21 protein-coding genes and 1 pseudogene are annotated in these 19,587 nt (G+C 57.6%); all 22 read right to left on the reverse strand.

Annotation, left to right across the window (positions count from 1 at the left end; translation table 11 throughout):
* Nucleotides 1-61 precede the first annotated feature (61 nt).
* Entirely contained in the window at nucleotides 62-1,705 is a 1,644-nt protein-coding gene (locus PMI35_RS28670; protein ID WP_008055303.1) for an acetolactate synthase large subunit, read from the reverse strand.
* A 173-nt stretch (nucleotides 1,706-1,878) separates the two neighbouring features.
* Nucleotides 1,879-2,898, reverse strand: coding sequence for a 4-hydroxy-2-oxovalerate aldolase (dmpG, locus tag PMI35_RS28665; RefSeq protein ID WP_008018097.1), 1,020 nt, complete (start codon nucleotides 2,896-2,898; stop codon nucleotides 1,879-1,881).
* A gap of 10 nt (nucleotides 2,899-2,908) precedes the next feature.
* A complete protein-coding gene (locus PMI35_RS28660; RefSeq protein ID WP_007971595.1) occupies nucleotides 2,909-3,847 on the reverse strand; it encodes an acetaldehyde dehydrogenase (acetylating) in 939 nt (312 codons plus the stop codon).
* A 35-nt stretch (nucleotides 3,848-3,882) separates the two neighbouring features.
* Nucleotides 3,883-4,083 carry a 2-hydroxymuconate tautomerase family protein gene (locus PMI35_RS28655; RefSeq protein ID WP_008055305.1) on the reverse strand — a complete coding sequence of 67 codons (201 nt, stop codon included), beginning with the start codon at nucleotides 4,081-4,083 and terminating at the stop codon, nucleotides 3,883-3,885.
* 16 nt (nucleotides 4,084-4,099) lie between these two features.
* Nucleotides 4,100-4,903: a 2-oxo-3-hexenedioate decarboxylase gene (dmpH, locus tag PMI35_RS28650; protein WP_007987885.1), complete on the reverse strand. Its 804-nt coding sequence runs from the start codon at nucleotides 4,901-4,903 to the stop codon at nucleotides 4,100-4,102.
* A gap of 11 nt (nucleotides 4,904-4,914) precedes the next feature.
* On the reverse strand, nucleotides 4,915-5,697 hold the full coding sequence (gene dmpE / locus PMI35_RS28645) for a 2-oxopent-4-enoate hydratase (RefSeq protein WP_008055307.1): 783 nt from the start codon (nucleotides 5,695-5,697) through the stop codon (nucleotides 4,915-4,917).
* A 10-nt stretch (nucleotides 5,698-5,707) separates the two neighbouring features.
* A complete protein-coding gene (locus tag PMI35_RS28640) occupies nucleotides 5,708-7,168 on the reverse strand; it encodes a 2-hydroxymuconic semialdehyde dehydrogenase (RefSeq protein WP_008055308.1) in 1,461 nt (486 codons plus the stop codon).
* 18 nt (nucleotides 7,169-7,186) lie between these two features.
* On the reverse strand, nucleotides 7,187-7,891 hold the full coding sequence (locus PMI35_RS28635) for a class II aldolase/adducin family protein (protein WP_008055309.1): 705 nt from the start codon (nucleotides 7,889-7,891) through the stop codon (nucleotides 7,187-7,189).
* Nucleotides 7,888-8,751 carry a VOC family protein gene (locus tag PMI35_RS28630; protein ID WP_008055310.1) on the reverse strand — a complete coding sequence of 288 codons (864 nt, stop codon included), beginning with the start codon at nucleotides 8,749-8,751 and terminating at the stop codon, nucleotides 7,888-7,890. The genes PMI35_RS28635 and PMI35_RS28630 overlap by 4 nt, the downstream gene beginning before the upstream one ends.
* Before the next feature lie 192 nt (nucleotides 8,752-8,943).
* Nucleotides 8,944-10,179, reverse strand: a complete 1,236-nt coding sequence (locus tag PMI35_RS28625) for an MFS transporter (RefSeq protein WP_008055311.1) — start codon at nucleotides 10,177-10,179, stop codon at nucleotides 8,944-8,946.
* A gap of 86 nt (nucleotides 10,180-10,265) precedes the next feature.
* A complete protein-coding gene (locus PMI35_RS28620) occupies nucleotides 10,266-11,213 on the reverse strand; it encodes a SphA family protein (protein WP_032831319.1) in 948 nt (315 codons plus the stop codon).
* Nucleotides 11,214-11,398: 185 nt separating this feature from the next.
* A complete protein-coding gene (locus PMI35_RS28615) occupies nucleotides 11,399-12,352 on the reverse strand; it encodes a fumarylacetoacetate hydrolase family protein (RefSeq protein ID WP_008055313.1) in 954 nt (317 codons plus the stop codon).
* Between the two features lie 10 nt (nucleotides 12,353-12,362).
* Complete coding sequence (locus PMI35_RS28610; RefSeq protein WP_032831320.1) at nucleotides 12,363-12,740, reverse strand: YciI family protein; 378 nt, start codon at nucleotides 12,738-12,740, stop codon at nucleotides 12,363-12,365.
* Nucleotides 12,733-13,665, reverse strand: a complete 933-nt coding sequence (locus PMI35_RS28605; RefSeq protein WP_008055316.1) for a VOC family protein — start codon at nucleotides 13,663-13,665, stop codon at nucleotides 12,733-12,735. Before PMI35_RS28605 ends, PMI35_RS28610 begins: the two co-directional genes overlap by 8 nt.
* Before the next feature lie 15 nt (nucleotides 13,666-13,680).
* A complete protein-coding gene (locus PMI35_RS28600) occupies nucleotides 13,681-13,995 on the reverse strand; it encodes an NIPSNAP family protein (RefSeq protein WP_008055317.1) in 315 nt (104 codons plus the stop codon).
* Nucleotides 13,989-14,906, reverse strand: coding sequence for an NAD(P)-dependent oxidoreductase (locus PMI35_RS28595; protein ID WP_008055318.1), 918 nt, complete (start codon nucleotides 14,904-14,906; stop codon nucleotides 13,989-13,991). Before PMI35_RS28595 ends, PMI35_RS28600 begins: the two co-directional genes overlap by 7 nt.
* Nucleotides 14,907-15,253: 347 nt before the next feature.
* Nucleotides 15,254-15,658: pseudogene (locus PMI35_RS0132195) on the reverse strand (arginine N-succinyltransferase); the annotation flags it as partial.
* A gap of 33 nt (nucleotides 15,659-15,691) precedes the next feature.
* Nucleotides 15,692-16,630 (reverse strand): citrulline utilization hydrolase CtlX, encoded by a 939-nt coding sequence (ctlX, locus tag PMI35_RS28590; protein WP_008055320.1) that lies wholly within the window; start codon nucleotides 16,628-16,630, stop codon nucleotides 15,692-15,694.
* A gap of 173 nt (nucleotides 16,631-16,803) precedes the next feature.
* Nucleotides 16,804-17,283, reverse strand: a complete 480-nt coding sequence (locus PMI35_RS28585) for an Lrp/AsnC family transcriptional regulator (RefSeq protein ID WP_008055322.1) — start codon at nucleotides 17,281-17,283, stop codon at nucleotides 16,804-16,806.
* Nucleotides 17,284-17,295: 12 nt separating this feature from the next.
* Nucleotides 17,296-18,057, reverse strand: a complete 762-nt coding sequence (locus PMI35_RS28580; RefSeq protein WP_008055323.1) for an ABC transporter ATP-binding protein — start codon at nucleotides 18,055-18,057, stop codon at nucleotides 17,296-17,298.
* A 56-nt stretch (nucleotides 18,058-18,113) separates the two neighbouring features.
* Nucleotides 18,114-18,824 (reverse strand): ABC transporter permease, encoded by a 711-nt coding sequence (locus PMI35_RS28575; protein ID WP_008055324.1) that lies wholly within the window; start codon nucleotides 18,822-18,824, stop codon nucleotides 18,114-18,116.
* Nucleotides 18,821-19,546 (reverse strand): ABC transporter permease, encoded by a 726-nt coding sequence (locus PMI35_RS28570; RefSeq protein WP_032831321.1) that lies wholly within the window; start codon nucleotides 19,544-19,546, stop codon nucleotides 18,821-18,823. Before PMI35_RS28570 ends, PMI35_RS28575 begins: the two co-directional genes overlap by 4 nt.
* Nucleotides 19,547-19,587: the final 41 nt, after the last annotated feature.

Raw genomic sequence — 19,587 nt, forward strand, 5'->3', positions numbered from 1 at the left:
CTGGGTGTCTTTAAGCTGCATGACGTTTCCTTTTCTGAATGAGGGGTTGGCGAGCGCTGGCTTAAACCAAAGCGCTACGTCTTTTCAGCTCATGGTTCAGAATGAAATCGTTCTCGGAATAATCCACCGGGCAATCGATAACGTGCACACCTGGCTCACTGATGCAGCGCTGCAGTAGCGGCAAGAAGCCTTCGGCGCTTTCCACCCGATGGCCCTTGGCACCATAGCTTCGCGCATACATGACGAAATCCGGGTTGCCGTAGTCCAGCCCAAAATCAGTGAACCCCATGTTGGACTGCTTCCAACGGATCATGCCGTAGCCATCATCGCGTAGGATGATGACCGTCAGGTTCATCTTCAAACGTACGGCGGTTTCCAGCTCCTGGCTATTCATCATGAAGCCTCCGTCACCGCACACAGCTACCACAGGACGATCCGGATAGACCAAATGTGAAGCCATCGCCGAAGGCAGGCCCGCACCCATCGTTGCCAAGGCATTGTCTAACAGTACGGTGTTGGGTTTATGTGCCTTGTAGTTGCGCGCGAACCAGATTTTGTAGATGCCGTTATCCAGAGCCACGATGCCTTCGGAGGGCATGGCACGACGCACGTCGGCGACAAAGCGCTGCGGGTAGATCGGGAAACGGTTGTCGTCCGCCCCCTCGATCACTTGGGCCTCGTTGGATTCACGGATCGTCATAAGGCGGGTGAAGTCCCAGTGTGAAGTGTCATTCAAGGACTCGCCGATCTGCCAAACAGCATTGGCGATATCGCCGATCACTTCGACCTGTGGGAAGTACACCGGATCGACCTCGGCGGAGCGGAAGTTGATGTGGATGACTTCGGTGCCGCCACGGACCATGAAAAATGGCGGTTTCTCAATCACGTCGTGGCCAATGTTTACGATCAGATCAGCTGCCTCGACGGCACGGTGCACGAAGTCGCCGGAAGACAGTGCGGCATTGCCAAGGAAGCGTGGATGACGCTCATCTACCACGCCTTTGCCCATCTGAGTGGTGACAAAAGGGATGCCGGTCTTGTCGATCAGTTGCTTGAGTACCTTGGCAGTCATCTTGCGATTGGCGCCGGCACCAATCACGAGAATTGGGCTACGGGCTGTCTGCAATTTCTCGACAGCGGCCTCGATGACCTTGTGTTCGGCCAGTGGGCGACGATGCAGGCTCGGAGGAATTGGCCGGCTTTCGGTCTGCTCCGCGGCGATGTCCTCGGGAAGTTCAAGATGAACCGCTCCGGGCTTTTCTTCCTCAGCAAGGCGGAAAGCTTCACGCACACGCGAGGGAATGTTGTCAGCGGACGCCAACTGGTGGGTGTACTTGGTCAGCGGTTGCATCATCCCAACAACATCAAGAATCTGGAAACGGCCCTGCTTGGACTTTTTGATTGGCTTCTGCCCGGTAATCATGAGCATTGGCATTCCACCCAAGTAGGCATAGGCGCCAGCAGTGACCAGGTTCGTAGCGCCAGGGCCAAGGGTCGATAAGCTGACTCCCGTTTTTCCGGTTAACCGGCCATAGGTTGCCGCCATGAAACCAGCCGATTGCTCATGTCGAGTGAGAACGAGCCGGATGTTGGAGCGCCTGAGTGATTCAAGTAAATCCAGGTTCTCTTCACCAGGAATCCCGAACACGAACTCTACGCCCTCATTCTCGAGGCACTGCACTACGACGTCTGAAGCCTTGAGCATTTCACTCTCCTCTAAAATCATGTATCCGCGCTTGAGGTGCAACCTTGGACAATTCGCTTACGATGGATATTCAGAAACCAAAACACTGCACTTGCCAGCAAAGCGACGTGGGCTTCGACCGGCAGGTGCAGTAAAACTGGAATTCCTTAGTGTTATGCGGACGCGTGGATAACTCAACGTCGTGTCAGGTCCAGTGCCACATCGACGATCATGTCCTCCTGCCCACCGACCATTTTTCGCCGCCCCAATTCGACCAGGATGTCGACGGTACGCAACCCGTAGCGCTGGGCCGCCGCTTCGGCATGACGCAGGAAGCTGGAATAAACGCCTGCATAACCCAGCGCCAGCGTCTCGCGATCTACCCGCACCGGACGGTCCTGCAGCGGACGGATGATGTCATCGGCGGCATCCATCAAGGTGTAGAGGTCGGTGCCATGATTCCAGCCCAGTCGCTCGGCGGCAGCGATGAACACCTCCAATGGCGCGTTGCCCGCCCCCGCCCCCATGCCAGCCAGGCTGGCGTCAATGCGGTCACAGCCCTCTTCCACCGCGACGATGGAGTTGGCCACGCCCAGGCTTAAGTTGTGGTGCGCGTGCATGCCGGTTTCGGTTTCCGGCTTGAGCACCGCCTTGAACGCCCGGAAACGCTCGCGGATGTCCTGCATGTTCATCGCCCCACCGGAGTCGGCCATGTACACGCAGGTCGCGCCGTAGCTCTCCATCAACTTGGCTTGGGCAGCCAACTGCTCGGCCGGAATCATGTGGCTCATCATCAAGAAACCGACGGTGTCCATGCCCAGCTCGCGGGCATATTCGATGTGCTGTTTCGACACATCGGCCTCGGTGCAATGAGTGGCGATGCGCACCACCCGGGCACCGGCGTTGTAGGCTGCTTTCAAGTCATGCACGGTGCCGATGCCGGGCAACAACAAGGTAGTGATCTTGGCGTGGCTGATCACATCGGCGGCGGCTTCGATCCATTCCAGGTCGGTGTGGGCGGCGAAGCCGTAGTTGAAGCTCGACCCTTGCAGGCCATCACCGTGCGCCACTTCGATCGAATCGACCTTGGCTTTGTCCAAGGCGCGGGCGATGTCCTGCACGTTTTGAAGCGAATACTGGTGACGAATCGCGTGGCTGCCGTCGCGCAGGGTTACGTCGGAGATGTAAATTTTTTTGCCGGGATTGAAAGTCATGACGGTCTCCTCAGGCGTTGAGCATTGACTGCGCCATACGCTCGGCGGTGGCCAAGGCAGCGGAAGTCATGATGTCGAGGTTGCCTGCATAGGCTGGCAGGTAGTGGGCGGCGCCTTCGACTTCAAGGAACACTGAGGTCTTGAGGCCGGAGAACTTGCCAAGACCCGGTATGTTCAGTGGTGCGTCTTCGGGGATGACGTCGAACTGGACTTTTTGCTTGAGGCGATAGCCCGGCACATAGGCCTGTACGGCGGCCGCCATCTCTTCGATGGAGGCCTCGACCAGAGTCTGATCAGCGGCTTCGGACAGCACAAACACCGTGTCACGCATCATCAGCGGCGGTTCGGCCGGGTTCATCACGATGATCGCCTTGCCCTTGGCTGCGCCGCCGATCGCTTCGATAGCCTTGGAGGTGGTTTCGGTGAATTCGTCGATGTTGGCACGAGTGCCGGGACCCGCGGACTTGCTGGCGATCGAGGCGACGATTTCGGCGTAGTGCACCTTGGCCACGCGTGATACCGCTGCAACCATGGGGATGGTCGCCTGTCCACCGCAAGTGACCATGTTGACGTTGAGTTGGCCGAGATTCTGTTCCAGATTGACCACCGGCACGCAATACGGGCCGATGGCTGCAGGTGTCAGGTCGATCAGACGGATACCGGGTTTGATCGAACGCAGGAAGGCGTCGTTCTTCACGTGGGCGCCGGCCGAGGTGGCATCGAAGACGAAATCGATGTCCTTGAATTCGTCCATGCGGGTCAGGCCTTCAACACCTTCATGGGTCACCGCCACGCCCAAGCGTTGGGCGCGGGCCAAACCATCAGAAGTCGGGTCGATGCCGACCATAGCGGCCATTTTCAGGTGCTTGCCGTGACGCAAAATCTTGATCATCAGGTCAGTGCCGATGTTGCCCGAGCCGATGATGGCGACGCTTATTGGATTGCTCATTGTTATTCTGTCCTGTCGTTGCACACAGTCTGGGATCAGGCGTTACCACGCCGGCGTTCGGCAAGGGTCTTGCCACCCGCAGCCCACTGCGTTTCGGGAATCTCTTGAAGCAGCACACGGACGCTATCTACGGGCACATCGAGGCTTTGCGCGATGGCCTGGGTGACATTGACCAACAGCGCATGCTTCTTCTCTTCACTGCGTCCTTCGGCGAGGTGGATCATGGCGATAGGCATGGTCGATAGCTCCGGATCAACGCTGGCTGGACGAAGTGAAGCGCATGGAGACGCTGCCCAAATGCTGGTAGCGGACGGTGATGTTGTCCCCGGCAGCAACGGCAATGGCCTCGGTGATGCCGCCGGTCATGATGAAGCAGCCCGCCGGCAGTTCACGCCCCTTGGCACCGAGCATGTTGGCCAGCATGGCGACGCTCTGCGCCGGGTGCCCGAGCACCGCGGCGCCGGCACCGGTGGCGACTACTTCGCCGTTCTTTTCCAGCACCACACCCAGGCATTTAAGGTCAATGCCCTGCACGCCACTCATTTGTCCGCCGGTGACGAAGCGTGCCGAAGAGGTGTTGTCGGCAATGACGCTCTTGAGATCGAAGCGGAAATTCTCGTAGCGCGAGTCGATCACTTCAACTGCCGGCAAAATAAAATCTGTAGCCGCCAATACGTCGCCAACATGCACGCCCGGTCCCTTGAGCGGATGCTTGAGGACAAAGGCGATCTCGGCCTCGACCTTGGGATGGATCAACCCGTCAACATCGATAGCCGCGCCGTCCAGGCAAGAGCCGTAGTCCGTTAGGAAGCCGTGGATCGGATCAGTGACCCCCATTTGCTTCATTTTTGCGAAAGACGTCAGGCCCATTTTCAGGCCGGCGATACGTACACCGCGTGACTCTTTGCGTTGGCGAATGGTGTCCTGAATGGCGTAGGCGTCTTCCCAGTCCATGTCCGGGTGGGCGTCGGTAATCTTGGCCACCGCCTCGCGGTTGAGCTCGGCGTTTTCCAGGTGTTCGGCCAGTTGGGCGATAGTGCTTGCAGAGAGATTCATAAAGGATTCCTTCAAACGAAACGAACAGAAGCCGAGCCGATACCGCCCAGGCTGATGCGCAATTGATCACCGGCCTTGACCGGTACCATGGCCGCCAGTGAACCAGAGAGAATGACTTCGCCCTTATTCAGGCCAATGCCAAGTTCACCGAGTTTGTTAGCCAGCCAGGCCACGGCATTCGCCGGATGGCCGAGGGCCGCAGCACCGGCGCCGGTGGCAACCACTTCACCGTTCTTTTCCAGGGTCATGCCGACACAGGCCAGGTCAACGTCACGCGGGGACACGCCCTGCCCGCCCAGGACGAAAGCCCCGGCGGAGGCGTTGTCGGCGACGGTGTCCTGGATGCGGATCTTCCAGTCACGGATGCGCGAATCGACGATCTCGAAGCACGGCATCACATAGTCAGTAGCCCGTAAAACATCAGCCACGGTGATACCGGGGCCATGCAGGTCTTCCTTAAGCACGAACGCGATTTCGCCTTCGGCTTTGGGTGCGATCAAACCGTCGATGGCGATGGCGGCGCCGTCGGCATAGGGCATGTCCGAGAGCAGATGACCGAAGTCCGGTTGATCGACGCCGAGCATGTCCATCACTACTTTGCTGGTGACGCCGATCTTTTTTCCGATGACCCGCTGGCCGTCGTCAAGGCGTCGCTGGATCATCGCCAGCTGTACCTCGTAGGCCTGCTCCAGGGTCATGTCCGGGTAGGTGTCGGTCAGTGGCGCCAGAGCCTGGCCGTTGCTGAGGGCCTGGTGCAGTTGCTGACCGAGTACGTGGATCTCTTGTTTATTCATGAATGGCTCCTTACAGCCGCACGCAGACGTTGCGCAGTTCGGTGTAGAACTCAAGCGAATGCACGCCCCCCTCACGGCCGATACCCGACTGCTTGGCACCGCCGAAAGCGGTACGCAGGTCGCGCAGAAACCACGAGTTGATCCAGCAAACACCCACGTCCAGTGCACTGCCCAGACGATGAGCGACCTGCAGGTTGCTAGTCCACACGCTGGCAGCCAGGCCATAGGGTGTGTCGTTAGCCAGGCGGACGACTTCTTCTTCGGTATCAAAGGGGGCGATGTGGCAAACCGGACCGAAAATTTCCTCGCGTACCACGGCCGAGGTTTCGGCAAGGCCGGTCCAGATCGTCGGCTCGAACCAGGCGCCTTCGGCCAGGTGCTCCGGTACCTGCGCAATGCCACCGCCGTGGACCACGGTTGCACCATCGGCGACAGCCTGACGGCAGTAAGAGAGAATTTTTTCGCGGTGACCGAGCGAGATGACCGGCCCCATGGTGCTGTCGTGCTGGTTCGGATCACCCACTTTGATGCCTTCGGCGTGGGCCTTGAACGCAGCGACAAAACGCTCGAACAGCGGACGTTGCACGTAGATGCGCTCGGTCCCCAGGCAGACCTGGCCACTGTTCTCGAACACGGCGCGCCCCAATCCTTTGACGGCTTTTTCCAGGTCCGCATCGGCGAAAACAATACCGGCGTTCTTGCCGCCCAGTTCCAGCGATACCGGGCGGATACCCTTGGCTGCGGCCTTCATGATGATCTCGCCCGTGCCGGTTTCACCGGTGAAGGTGACACCATTGACCTCAGGGTGAGCGGTGAGGAAGGCACCGGCCGAGTCCCCGCCGAAACCATGCACCACGTTGTACACACCCGGTGGCACGCCGGCTTCATTCATGACTTCGGCGAGCAGAGTGGCGGTGGCCGGAGTCTCTTCGGAGGGTTTGACCACGACAGTATTGCCACAGGCCAGGGCCGGCCCAACCTTCCAGGTCATCAGCAACAGCGGCAGATTCCAGGGACAAACAACAGCGATGACGCCACGTGGTGCTCGCACGCTGTAGTTCACCGCCTTGCCACCGTCAGGGGTGTCCATCACGAAGCTTTCAGTCGGCACATTCTTGATCAGGTCGGCGAACACCTTGAAGTTGGCCGCCCCACGGGGAATGTCCAAGTGCCCGGCGAGTGCGCGGGGTTTGCCGGTGTCGGCCACTTCCGCAGCCACAAACTCTTCATGGCGACGTTCGATGCCCTCCGCCACTTTGTGCAACAAGGCCGTTCGCTGGGCGACAGTCATGCTGCCCCAAGGGCCTTTCAATGCTGCTTGCGCAGCTCGCACGGCGGCGTCGACCTCAGCCTTGCCGGCCTCGTGCACCAAGCCGATCAGGCTGTTATCGGCTGGGTTGCGGTTTTCGAAGGTACGGGTGCTACTCACCCATTCACCATTGATGAAATGGCGGAATTCTTTAGCAGGCATAAGGTGTTCCTTCTTTTTCTAGTTGGCTGGAGCGCTGGCTTCGGGATCACCCGCCGTCAGGTATTCCCACATACGTTCGTAAATTCGGCCGCTGGTGACAGCCCGTCGCGCGCAGGCCTGTGGGTCGAGTACCGGCCCTTGGGTGGCAAGACCTGCGCTGTGCAGTTGCAACTCAATCCGCGCGGCGTCTTCCAGATACCAGGTCAGCGTCAACGCTTCGATCAGTGACGCGCCAACGACGATGGCGCCGTTGCCACGCATGACCAGCGCATTCCCCTGCCCTAATTGATTGGCCAAGGCGCTGGCTTGCTCGTCGCTGCGCAGCAGTTGCGGGTCGTCCCACAGCGGGATTGGCTGCTGAAAGTAGCTGCCCATGCCATGGCGCGGTTGAGGTGTGAGCCTTGCGCATGACAGGGTCATGACCTGGGCAGGCATGCTTCGGATCACGGCGTGGACGTCTGGGCGCCGACGATATATTTGCTGGTGGATACGAACCTCACCCAGCACGCCGTCGGGCAACTCACCTTTGACCGGTACCACGATTCCTGGCTCGCCCGGCTGGATCAAACCCATCGGTTGCGGGGCGCAGACCAGAAAGTGCTCCTCATCCAGACGCAGGCTGCAGTGCCCGTAGGCATGCACCAGACCCGCACGGGCCAAAGCGCGCGCAGCCACGCGCACCTGCGACTGCTCCTCGCGGCCGGGTAATGGCAAGCGACTCACGATTTGAACTCCGGAATGTCTGGCTTCGCACCCCATGCGCAGAATCCCGCACCCTCCGCCGGAAACTGCCGAGGTTGGTGGGTTGCATCATTTTCTGGAGAGATCAGGCTGACCCCTGTCGAGTATTCGTATGTCATGCCGTCAGGTCCCTCGAAATAAAGGAACATCGCGCCCGAGGTGGGGTGGCGGCCCGGACCAAAGAGGATGCGTATGCCCCGCTCAACCAGGAAGTAATAGGCACGCATCAAGTCATCGACGGACTCCACCTGGTGGTTGATGTGTTGCACGCCGGGATGGGACGAAGGGAACAAGGCGATCTTGTGATGGATTTCGTCGATACGCAGCAGTGGCGCCTCGCCAATTCGGTCACTAACCCTGGCGTTTGCCAGCTGAGTCCAGAACAGTTCATCACGCCGGGCATTCATGGTGCGCAAGCCAATGTGGCTGAAACCGGTGATGCCGGCATCGCGACTAGGGAAATAGCGTCGCCCGCTTGCCTGGGGACGCAAGACCAGCTCGATGTTGTTGCCGCTGGGATCCTTGAAGCGAATGAAGTCGTCTACATAACGCACTTCAGCGTCTGCACGCGACCCATGCTGCACGCTGTATTCATTACGCTCCAGCAAGACTGCCGCGTCCTCGAGGTCTTGGGCAGTCCTTACTTCGAATGCCGTCGTGGTTTCTTGCGGGTCACCCTCGTAGTAGCAAAGCGTATGGTCGCGACTGTCCGATCGGAAGTAGACCGCACCATTGGCTTCGCGGGCGATCTGCAATCCGAGAACCTGGGTGGCGTAGCGACGTGCCTCGTCCAGATTCGCGGTTCCCAGCCGAACGTATCGAATGTCATGCAGGTTGATCATGAGGGATGTCCTCTTATTTATAGTTGTCTGGGACTCATCTTCCCGTCGCCCGATGGATAAAAGAAGCAAATATTAGTTATTCGCACTATCTGAAATCGTTATACAGATGCCGACATCAAACTCCGATTTTCAAACGCAAAAAAAAGCCCCGTATCAGTAGATACGGGGCGGTATTAGGACCAACGAATCAGTTCACCCGATTGCCTCCTTGGCAATGTCTGCATTGGCGGACTGCGTACTCACCTCGCTCACTGTTTTGTTCCTTGGCATGGAGATCACAAACAATGCGGAGATGACGTAGAACCCGGCGCACACCATCAGTCCCGCCGCCAGGCTATAAAAGCTGGCAATGCCACTGAGCAGCACGGGGGCAAAAGCCGCCAGGCCTCGGCCCACGTTGAAACAGAAGCCCGCCCCAAGCGTTCGCACCCGGATGGGGTACATCTCGCTGAAGTAAGAGCCGAACAACCCGGCGAATACCATGAAAAATGCGTACCCCGCCCCTATCCAGATCAGCGATTGGGTCTGGGTGGTATAGACATAGACCAGCGCCATCATGGATGTCAGCAACAGCGATATGACAATCGTAAGCCGCTTGCCAATGCGGTCGGCGATGAAGCCGAATACGTTCAGGCCAAAGAAATTCCCGAGATGCAATACCGCCATAAAGCTGGTCATCGACGCCAGACTCAAGCCACGGTCCTGTATCAGGTAGGTGGGCAGCCACGTGCTGACGCCCCACGAACCAAGCAACGCAAAGCTGGCTGCAAGAGACCCCAGCAGGGTGTAACGAAGTAACTCAGGCGAAAAAATCTCCTTGACCGATATCCGCTGCGCAGCAGTGCCCTGAGTAACGCGTTGAGCTTTCCAGGCCGGCGATTCCGGAATCAGAAAATACACATAAATAATCGGCAGTATCACCGAGGCGCCGGACACAAAAAACATCAAACGCCATTCCGGCAGCATGAACTTTGCCGCCAGGGCAGCGGCGATGGCGCCAACCGGGAAGGCACTGATCACGAAGGATATGGCCCTGGCGCGCTGCTTGGGCGGCCACGTTTCAACGATATAAGCCGAGAGGATTGTCCATACCCCACCGAGCCCAAGACCCGAGATAAACCTCAGGCCCATCAGTACGTAGAGATCATGGGCGAATGCAAAGACGCACGTCAGTGCACCGAAGATCGCCAGCGATGCAATCAGTGCCTTGCGCCGGCCGAAGTTGTCGGAGTACCAGCCTGTGGCAACTCCGCTGACACCAATACCCAACAATGTAGCGCTAGCCAGCGCACCCACCTCGTGGAGGCTGAAACCCAGGTCCTGGCGGATAACGGGCAGTGCGAGCGTTAGCAGAATGATCTCCATTGCATCAAAAAGGTACGCAATGAATCCACCGATCAGTACGTGCCACTTGGATATTCCAGTCATGGTTTCACCTGATTTTAATTATTGGACAGTGATATTCGTTCGATGGGCCGCCACGTTCTTATGACTTCCCATCAAGGACGCGACGTTCAGAATCGGTAAACAGCCTGCAGCCAGATGCGATCACCTTCAGCTCGGTTCTCTACCATCGTCTCGTGCTGCCATTTCATGACAAACCCGATTGCCGGGGTCTGGTATTTGATCGCGGGGCCTATAGCGGCGACTTGACCACGGTTACCATCCAAGTAGGTCTGGCCATTCTTTTCATCGTCGCTGAGCTGCTTGTACAAGTAGCCGTTCACGCCTACCTGCCATTCGCGGGTGATGTTGTAGCCGATGTTGTAGTCGGCGTTGAACTCACGGCCAGAGCGATAGTTGGTTTCGGAGTTCTCGCCATTGATCATGTAGATGAGCTTGGCGCTGACCTCCAGATTCTCCAGCGGATAGGCGGTAAAGGAATACCAGGGCCCGTAAGCCCACGTGTTTCGACCGGGGTTGAAAAGGCGGTCCTTGTCATAGGACCCGATGGGCGCAAACACATCCAGACCGAGTAACTGGTGGTACCGCGGAGAGCTCCACCCCAATACAAAAGGAACCACCGTCAGATCGCCGGCACCTTCTTGATGGTCGCTGCGATGAATCCGACCGGCAGGCGTATCGACATCAAAACTGATGTCACCCTTGATCAAGGGCAAGGCAAGGCGACTGGCCAGTTTGGCTCCCAATATCGTGAAGTCCTGATAGACATAATCCACTCGAATCGACAGTGCCTGAACATTAAGGTCGAAGTTGTGGATGCCTTGTTTCTTGTCGCCATCGCCGTCCAGCGTCTTGTTCGCACTGTAGTCGGATAAGTAAAAGAACTCGGTAAAGCCTGGCGGTGGCATCTTTCCCGCACCGACCGTATTCACACCCAGTGGGTATGAACTGCCGCCGCCCTCTGTTGCCTGGGCCAGCGGAACGCAAAGAAGGCCGACGCAGAGGGAACAGATCCAGGCGCTTGTCGCGCGCAGAGCATTTGATCTTGGTGTGCTCATCTCATGTACCATTATTATTTTTGTATGATGGAGGAGAGTTTTTTTTGCAGCTTTCAGTGCTGGCGTTACTGAAAGGCGACTGGCAAATTTCAGGCGCAGCGAAGCACACCGTCATTTGTCAGGACGCTGCAAACAGTTGAGTTATTCAACGGCCGGGCATTGATTGCCCGGCCCTCAGCAAGGTGTTACCGAATAGTGGTTTCCAGCTCGCCGAGCCCTTCGATGCAGACTTTCAATACATCGCCGCGGTCCAGGAATGTGTGGCTTTCCATGCCCACGCCCGCCGGTGTTCCCGTCAACAGAACATCACCGGGAAACAGATCGATGGTCTGGCTCAGATAGGAAATCTGCTCTGCAATGCCGTACATATGGTTGCGGGTATTGGAATCCTGTACCCACACACCATTCCTCGACAGCTTGATATCCAGGTTCTCAGGATCTTTGACAAATTGTGCCGGCGTCAGGTACGGGCCCAGCGGGCAAGAACCCGTGAAGCATTTGTGGCCAATCCAGTCGAAGCGAAACGGCGAGCTGGGGTCGACTTGCTCGCGACGCAGTCGATCACGTGCGGACAGGTCATTGGCGCAGGTGTAACCCGCCACATAGTCGAGCGCCTCTTCAATGGAGACACGCGATGCTCGCTTGCCAATCACCACCGCCAACTCGGCTTCCCAATCGAGCATGCGGACACCTGCCGGAAAGTCTACCGCTTGCTTGTGTGCGACCAGACTACCGCGGCCAGGCTTGATGAAATGCCAGGGAGCAATGCCCTCGCTGCGCGGATCCAGCGACAGTTTCATGTTGAACGCACGGGCCATGGCTTCGACATGGTCTCGATAGTTTGCTCCCGCGCAATAGATCGTGCCTGGACGTTCCAGAAAAGGAGCAAAGTGCAATGTGGCTAGATCAAGCCGTTGCGATTCATAGAGCGCTGGCGCTTCAAACACTGCCATTGCAAGCTTTTGCAGCTGTGGATTGGACGTCTCCCAGCGCTCGAGCAATGCATCGACGGAAACTGCCGGCAATTCAAGGCCGGTCTTGGCCACAAGCTGACCAAGATCATAGGCGTATTCGCCAACCAGCAGGCCGGTAGCGTTTGACTGGACATCCGTCCGATAGGTGAAAAGCTGATACTTCATGGGGTCACCATCACAGGAGCGAAAAGCGTTGGTTGGAAAAGCTGACGTGGAGCGTGAGGCCGCCTTCCATGAGCAGCCACTTGCGCACATCCACGTCATAAACGCCGTGGGCGATAAAGGGATCTGACTGGACGATGCGCAGTGCTTCGGCATGATCCGCCGCACGCAAAATGCTCATACCCCCCAGCTGACCGGGAAGGGTCTGATCCGAGACAAAGGGCCCGGAAGCGAACAACTCGCCGCGTTGCTGCGCGAGAATCGCCCACTTCAAGTGGGCGTCCAGCAGCTCTGGTACGCGGGTCAGGTCCCGTGGCGTACGCATGACCACGAACAGCGGCTTGTTCAACATCCCTGCCAACAGTTCCTTGGTCGTAGAGCTATCACTCATCATGCGCCGCCTCGAAGTTTTGAATGAAGGCTTCAGGCGGTGGATTGGTTGCCCACACGGCGATCACGTCTTTGGGCTCGCCGTCGATAGCCAGCCATTCGCTGTCGTCTTCGGGAATGACATCGATGTCCCAGAAGTATTCGACCATGCTGTCCCAAGGGTCGCGGATGTAGTGAAAGTAGTTGGAGCCGGCCACGTGTCGACCCAGGCCAAATGCGCTTGCATAACCCAGGCTCATCAGGTGTTGAGCGCCCAACTGGATCTCATCGATATCCATCACTTCGAAACTGAGATGATGTAGGCCACTATGGCTGCTCTTTGCCAGGCCCAACACATGGTGATCACCACCACAGCCACAGCGCAGAAAGGCGATCTTGTCCCCCGCGCGATCAGAGACTTTCATCCCCAGCACCCGGGTATAGAAGTCGATCGAACGATCCACATCAGGGGTGAACTTGATCAAGTGGCCCAGGCGCAAAGGCGTCACTCGGCGCAACTTCGAGGCCGGTGTGCAGCCGCGCTGACCGATGCGACGGTAACGGCCCGGGGTGTTCAACTCTGGCGTCGGCAAAGTCGCTACCGGCATGGAATCGGCGTCGGTGACGTGAACCCAATCTCCGGACGGGTCACGAAACCACAATCCGTCCTGCCCGATATCAAACGGTGCCGGATGGATGACCACACCGTGGTAGCTGAGGTTTTCCCGAATCGTCTGCAGGCCCTCAGCATCGGTACCAAACGAGATATAACTCAGGCGCTTTGTGGTGCCGGGCATCAGTCGCACTTGATCCTGGGCTCGCCCTTTACAGCGCAACACCAAATGATCACCTGCCATGCGGGCTTCGAGCCCGACAGCTTCGTAGAAGGAGCGACCTACTTCCAGATCCGGAACAGTCATGCCTACGTGTTGTAGAGAACGAATCATCTTGGACGCTCCTTTTTAACGAATAGGGGAAAAGGGTGCGGCGCTCAAAAGTTCCACCTGTTGGGCAACCACCAGATGGCCGTTCTTGCCTAGGAACGTACGCCATCTTGGATCACTGGACAGCGCCGCTCGGCGTTGGGCACGGTCATCAAAGCTGGAATATCCCCACAACTGAATGACCCGATTGATGTCCCCCGTTTCCGGCTTGAAATAACCGATCAGGTTGCCCAGTGCCTCGCCCTGAAGTGGGAGTCCCTCCTCCTCGTAAGCACGTAGGAATTCGTGCAAGGCGCCAGGCTTGAGTTGATAGGTACGTTGTTCAATCAGCATGTTGTTTTCTCTTTTTTGGAAGGTGCCTGGGAGTCGGCTTTGGAGTCGGCTTCGATCAACTTGATCACTGCCGAGATATCTTCTTCACCGATGCCTTCTTCAATAGCCCTTAGAAAGTAGGGCTTGGCGGAATTGAACAAAGGCGCGGCGCTACCGAGTTCCTCGGACAGCTCACTGGCCATGTCGATGTACTTTTCCAGCGTGGCAAAAGGTCCTGGTGCCGGCAGGAAATGACGATCAGCCATCATCGGTGCTCTTGCGCTGAACATCGTTGAACCACCCGCGCTTTGGCGAATCACCTCAACCACCTGCTGTGCGCTGAACCCCGCTTTCACGCCGAGGTTTAGCGCCTCAGCTGCGGCCAAGGTGTGAATAGTCACCAGATAGTTGGCGATCAATTTCATCGCGACTGCGCACCCAAACCCACCGATGTGGAACTGGATGTCGGCGATCGCATCGAGCACTGGCTTGCAGTGCTCCACCAAGTCAGGATCACCACCCAGAAACAAGGAAGCCTTGCGTTGGGAAACCATTGATGGAGTACCACTGACCTCCGCTTCCAACACCCGCGCACCACGTTGCCCGATACGCTGAGCCATTCGTTGCTTGAAGGCTTTGTGATAGGTGCCGATCTCGATGAGCGTGTGCTGCGGCCCTATGGACTGAAGCAGGCCATCAGGCCCCTCCATGATTTCCATGTGGGCCACTTCGCTGGGCAGGCAAGTGAGGATGAAGTTTGATTGCGCCGCTACGGCGGCAGGGCTTTCGAGCGCGATGCCGCCCTGACGGATGAAGGCCTCGCGATCTCGACGTCGGTAACCGACAACGCGAAATCCGGCCGCAAGCAGGTTGGTTGCGATAGGAAGGCCAAGCTGGCCGATTCCCACCATACCGATGGTTATCACAGGCATTTTTCGCCTCTCTTGTTGTTGTTCTTTTATGCAAAGCTTGAAGCTCGGCTAGGCGCTAACCTAGGCGCAGCCGGGTTTTGGAGCAAACAGCTCGAGTTATGAATAAGTAGAAGCTAGCGTTATACAAAGGGGGCGAAGTGGGCGGGATGCCTCAGCTAAAAGACTGGGAGTCCATGCAGAATGCGAGAGGTCGGTAGTCGATCTGAGGCTATTGATGATTTGATGACGAAGCAGAATTGAGAAAATGCAGCACGCGGCAGCTCTCTTCACCGTGCTCACCCACCAAAATGAGATGAATTCGACCTATAGGGGCTGACGCAGGCTGCGATACTTTTTTCGTAAGCTATTTAAGCCGCTGATTGTTGCAAAGCAGGCAGTGCCAGACTCACCGCCCGCACCGAAGCCTCTGCCTTGGCGATTTGAGCGTCAACAATCAGCCTACCGGCCTGCAACTCGTGCCGCGGCCGCAGTAATCCGGCAATCGACAAGCTGACGGTTATGAATCAAGTGTGTCGCTGCTAGCTCGCCCGGCGTGCCAATACTCAGTTGCTGTATCTGGCTATCGCGCACGGCACGAATATTCCCGGTGGCGCACTCGATCAGTGGACCACTGTCAAAGATATCGATGTAGTCACGATGCTCAAAACCTTCCGCTTTGAGCATACCCAGTGCCGGTTCGTGTTTGGATGAACCCTTCCGAAGACCTTTCGTGCCCCCTCCGGCTACAAGCAGGTTGGCAAAGGAAGTTTTGGCCGGCATATCGTCAGATGTTGCAGGGTGGACAATCATCGCGCGTGTTCTTGGGCGAACGAGTGCTTGGGCAGGAACACCTCTGCCAGCATGCAGCGCGCGCTGCCGCCACCAATGCGCTCGATGGTGTCAATGTTCACAGGCAATGGCGTGGTGTGGGTTTCGATCAAGCGACGCTGATCGGCGTCAAGCGATTGCCAGGCTGTGCGTGACATCACCAAAAGCGGTTCGCCCGCCGCGTTGTGCACTTCCAGCATGTTGCCAGCAAAGGACTCCAACTGCGCCCAGTTCAAGGCAACGACCTGTTTGCCGCTGGCCTCAAGGCGCGAGAGCAGCGCCGCGCGCTCACCCAAATGGGGCACGGACGCCAGGCAAGCCACCGCCACCCGGGTACCGACACTCATCATCACATTGGTGTGATAAATCGGCACGCCTCGGCGGTCCACCGCGTTGAACGCACACAGTTGATAACCCAAATGGTTGACCAACTGATCCAGGGCCTGAGCATGGGTGCGTGTGGAATACCCGGCATAGCAAATCTGCTGCTGCCGATCGAGGACCATACTGCCGGTGCCCTCTAGGAAAACCTCATGCTCTTCGAGGCTGGACAGGTCCAGCACCTGCTCGACCCGGTATTCGTCCAGCAACCCGTCGAGTACACCTTTATCTCGCTCCAGACGCCGGTTGTGACCTTGCATTGGGTACAACACCAAGGTGCCGTCCGGGTGGCTGCTCCACCAGTTGTTGGGGAAGATCGAATCCGGGGTATGCGGCGCTTCGCGATCGTTGTGCACCAGAACCTTGACGCCGTGCCGTCGTAACGCGGCGACATAGCCATCGAACTCGGCAAGGGCCTTGAGTTGTACGTCTTCAGCAACTGTTGCCGGACGCTGGAAACGGTTGTTCGCCGCTGTGTCCTGATTGAAGGAGAAACGTGTCGGGCGAATCATCAATACGGTATTGGTGGTTTGCATGGGCACAGACTCAATGAGGGGCGAGAGAGTCTCATTGTCTGATTCGAGGCGGGAAAAACCCGGTTGATAAAGGCTTTTGCGGTGATGAAAACGGCTGAAGATTATTAGTTGTCCAGCCGATTCGGTGAGTCGAAAAACAAAAAAAATCGCTGCTCTCGGCAGCGATTTTGAACTTACTCCATGGAGGTCTTGACCATTGCCAGTTCCGGGTGGCTGACCAGTTTGTCGATGTGCAATTCCGGGTCGTCGAACCAGACTTCGGTCAACACCCGGTAATGCTCCATATCCCGGCATCGCATGCGCAGGCTGTAGTCGAAAGCGCCGCTGATCAGGCGACATTCCAGAACCTGTGGGCAGGCACGGACTTTGGCCTCGAAGGCCTTTTGCGCCGCGCGTCCGCTTTGGTTCGACAACGCTACCAGCACCAGCAACGACAAACCCGGCGTCAGTTTTTTCTCGTCAAGAATCGCACCATAGCCGCGAATGACCCCAAGCTGTTCGAGTTTTCGAACCCGCTCCAGACAGGGTCTGGGAGTCAGGTGCACACGTTCGGACAGCTTTTGATAAGTGATTCGCCCTTCGTGGCGCAACACTTCAATGATTGCCTGATCGATACGATCAAGCACGATCGACAGATCGCGGATATCCGCCATGTACGCCTTGCCTCACTTCAAACGACCCGATAGAAATTGTTGCAAACGTTCGCTGGTTGGCCGGTCGAGTATCGTAGCATCACCCTGCTCCTCGACTCGCCCTTGATGCAAGAACAACACTTGGCTGGAGACTTGACGAGCGAAGCCCATTTCATGAGTCACCATCAACATCGTCCGGCCTTCTTCCGCCAGCGCCTGAATCACCTTCAGGACTTCACCCACCAGTTCCGGGTCGAGTGCCGACGTCGGCTCATCGAACAACAGAATCTCCGGTTCCACCGCCAGGGCACGGGCAATCGCCACCCGTTGTTGCTGCCCGCCCGACAAAAATGCCGGATATTGATTGGCCACCCGCTGCGGCAATCCAACCTTGTCCAGATACGCCCGTGCGCTCTCTTCCGCGGCCTTGCGGCTCATGCCCAGGACTCGACACGGCGCCAGCACGATGTTCTCCAGTACAGTCAGGTGGCTCCAGAGGTTGAAATGCTGGAACACCATCGCCAGTCGTGTGCGCAAGCGCTGCAACTGCTTGGGGTTGGCCACGCGCATGCCACCGACGCCTTGGCGGGTGAGGACTCGCTCTCCATCCAAAGCGATAGCGCCTTCGTCTGCGCGTTCCAGAAAGTTGATGCAGCGCAGCATGGTGCTTTTACCCGAACCGCTGGCGCCGATCATGCTCACCACATCCCCTGCCTGTGCGTTCAACGAGACGCCCTTGAGCACTTCATTGTCACCAAAACGTTTATACAGATTTTCAACTGTGAGTTTGTACATGCGTGTACTCCTGAAGCGGCTGCCTCATGGGCGCCGCTCTGGATAAAAAATGGAAGTCAGTGAGCCGGGCCCAGGAAGCTCAGCCAGCGTTTCTCTGCCAGCCGGAACGCCCCGACCAGCCCGAACGACAGCGTGAGGTACAACAGGCCGGCAATGCCGAATGCCTGAAACGTCATGAAGGTCGCGGCGTTGGCATCCCGGGCGATTTTCAATATGTCCGGGATCGTCGCGGTGAACGCCACCGACGTCGCATGCAACATCAGGATCACTTCGTTGCTGTAGTACGGCAGCGCGCGGCGCAGCGCCGAGGGCAGGATCAGTTGCAGATACAGGCGCCAGCCACTCAGGCCATAAGCATGAGCCGCTTCGATTTCGCCATAGGGGATGCTGCGGATCGCTCCGGCAAAAATTTCAACGGTGTACGCGCAGGTATTGAGGGTGAACGCCAACAGCGTGCAATTCATCGCATCGCGAAAAAACGCTTCCAGCAGCGGCTGCGAACGCACCACTGCAACACCGTAGATCCCGCTGTAGCAAATCAGCAACTGGATATATAACGGCGTGCCGCGAAACACATAGGTGAACACCTGAACCGGCCAACGCAGAAGCCCCCAGCGGGACACGCGCAGGACCGCCAGAGGCAACGACAGGACAAACCCCATCGCGATACTTGCTACCAGTAACCACAGGGTCATCGCCAGCCCGGTGACGGTTTCACCGTCACTGAACAGGAAGGGTTTCCAGTACTCGGCAATTAACTCGATCATCGCGCCATCCCCCGTACGCCCTGGTTATAGCGGCGCTCCAGCACGCGCAGCACATAGTTCGACGCGCTGGTAATCAGCAGGTAAAGCGCCGCGGCCAGCAACAGGAAATCAAGCATGTTGAAGGTGCTCTTACCGGCCTCTTGCGCGACTTTTACCAGGTCTGATAACCCGATGATCGATACCAGCGCTGTAGCCTTGAGTAGCACCAGCCAATTGTTGCCCAGGCTCGGCAAGGCGAAACGCATCATTTGCGGGAACACCACGAAACGGAAGCGCTGCCAACGGTTCAGGCCAAAGCACGCCGCAGCTTCCTGTTGCCCGCGTGGCACGCTCAGAATTGCCCCGCGAAACGTCTCCGTGAAATACGCGCCATAGATAAAACCAAGCGTGATGATGCCAGCCACAAACGGGTCGATCTCCATGTAAGGCCACCCCATAGCCTCGGTCAGGGCGCTTAGCCAGCCTTGCAGGCTGTAGAAAATCAGCAGCATCAACACCAAATCAGGCACGCCACGGATCAGCGTCGTGTAAAAGGTCGCCGGTACATTCAACAGCTTCAGCGGCGACAGTTTGGCCGCCGCGCCGAGCAGGCCCAGCGCCATGCTCACCAGTAGAGCGAGAGCTGACAGTTTGAGGGTGACCCAAGTGCCGTGCAGTAACAAAGGGCCATAGCCTTGCAGGGCCGAAAGGTCGACCCCCAGAACATTCAGGAAGGAATTCACGCCAGTCACCAGTCTTGATGCGCCCCGGTCGCTGTGTCACT

This window comes from Pseudomonas sp. GM78 (assembly GCF_000282475.1).
In the GTDB taxonomy this organism is placed as follows: domain Bacteria; phylum Pseudomonadota; class Gammaproteobacteria; order Pseudomonadales; family Pseudomonadaceae; genus Aquipseudomonas.

Coding starts and splice junctions, on each gene's coding strand:
- PMI35_RS28670 (WP_008055303.1), bottom strand. CDS start 1,705: ATGCTCAAGGCTTCAGACGTCGTAGTGCAGTGCCTCGAGAATGAGGGC.
- dmpG (WP_008018097.1), bottom strand. CDS start 2,898: ATGACTTTCAATCCCGGCAAAAAAATTTACATCTCCGACGTAACCCTG.
- PMI35_RS28660 (WP_007971595.1), bottom strand. CDS start 3,847: ATGAGCAATCCAATAAGCGTCGCCATCATCGGCTCGGGCAACATCGGC.
- PMI35_RS28655 (WP_008055305.1), bottom strand. CDS start 4,083: ATGCCTATCGCCATGATCCACCTCGCCGAAGGACGCAGTGAAGAGAAG.
- dmpH (WP_007987885.1), bottom strand. CDS start 4,903: ATGAATCTCTCTGCAAGCACTATCGCCCAACTGGCCGAACACCTGGAA.
- dmpE (WP_008055307.1), bottom strand. CDS start 5,697: ATGAATAAACAAGAGATCCACGTACTCGGTCAGCAACTGCACCAGGCC.
- PMI35_RS28640 (WP_008055308.1), bottom strand. CDS start 7,168: ATGCCTGCTAAAGAATTCCGCCATTTCATCAATGGTGAATGGGTGAGT.
- PMI35_RS28630 (WP_008055310.1), bottom strand. CDS start 8,751: ATGATCAACCTGCATGACATTCGATACGTTCGGCTGGGAACCGCGAAT.
- PMI35_RS28625 (WP_008055311.1), bottom strand. CDS start 10,179: ATGACTGGAATATCCAAGTGGCACGTACTGATCGGTGGATTCATTGCG.
- PMI35_RS28620 (WP_032831319.1), bottom strand. CDS start 11,213: ATGAGCACACCAAGATCAAATGCTCTGCGCGCGACAAGCGCCTGGATC.
- PMI35_RS28615 (WP_008055313.1), bottom strand. CDS start 12,352: ATGAAGTATCAGCTTTTCACCTATCGGACGGATGTCCAGTCAAACGCT.
- PMI35_RS28610 (WP_032831320.1), bottom strand. CDS start 12,740: ATGAGTGATAGCTCTACGACCAAGGAACTGTTGGCAGGGATGTTGAAC.
- PMI35_RS28605 (WP_008055316.1), bottom strand. CDS start 13,665: ATGATTCGTTCTCTACAACACGTAGGCATGACTGTTCCGGATCTGGAA.
- PMI35_RS28600 (WP_008055317.1), bottom strand. CDS start 13,995: ATGCTGATTGAACAACGTACCTATCAACTCAAGCCTGGCGCCTTGCAC.
- PMI35_RS28595 (WP_008055318.1), bottom strand. CDS start 14,906: ATGCCTGTGATAACCATCGGTATGGTGGGAATCGGCCAGCTTGGCCTT.
- ctlX (WP_008055320.1), bottom strand. CDS start 16,630: ATGCAAACCACCAATACCGTATTGATGATTCGCCCGACACGTTTCTCC.
- PMI35_RS28585 (WP_008055322.1), bottom strand. CDS start 17,283: ATGGCGGATATCCGCGATCTGTCGATCGTGCTTGATCGTATCGATCAG.
- PMI35_RS28580 (WP_008055323.1), bottom strand. CDS start 18,057: ATGTACAAACTCACAGTTGAAAATCTGTATAAACGTTTTGGTGACAAT.
- PMI35_RS28575 (WP_008055324.1), bottom strand. CDS start 18,824: ATGATCGAGTTAATTGCCGAGTACTGGAAACCCTTCCTGTTCAGTGAC.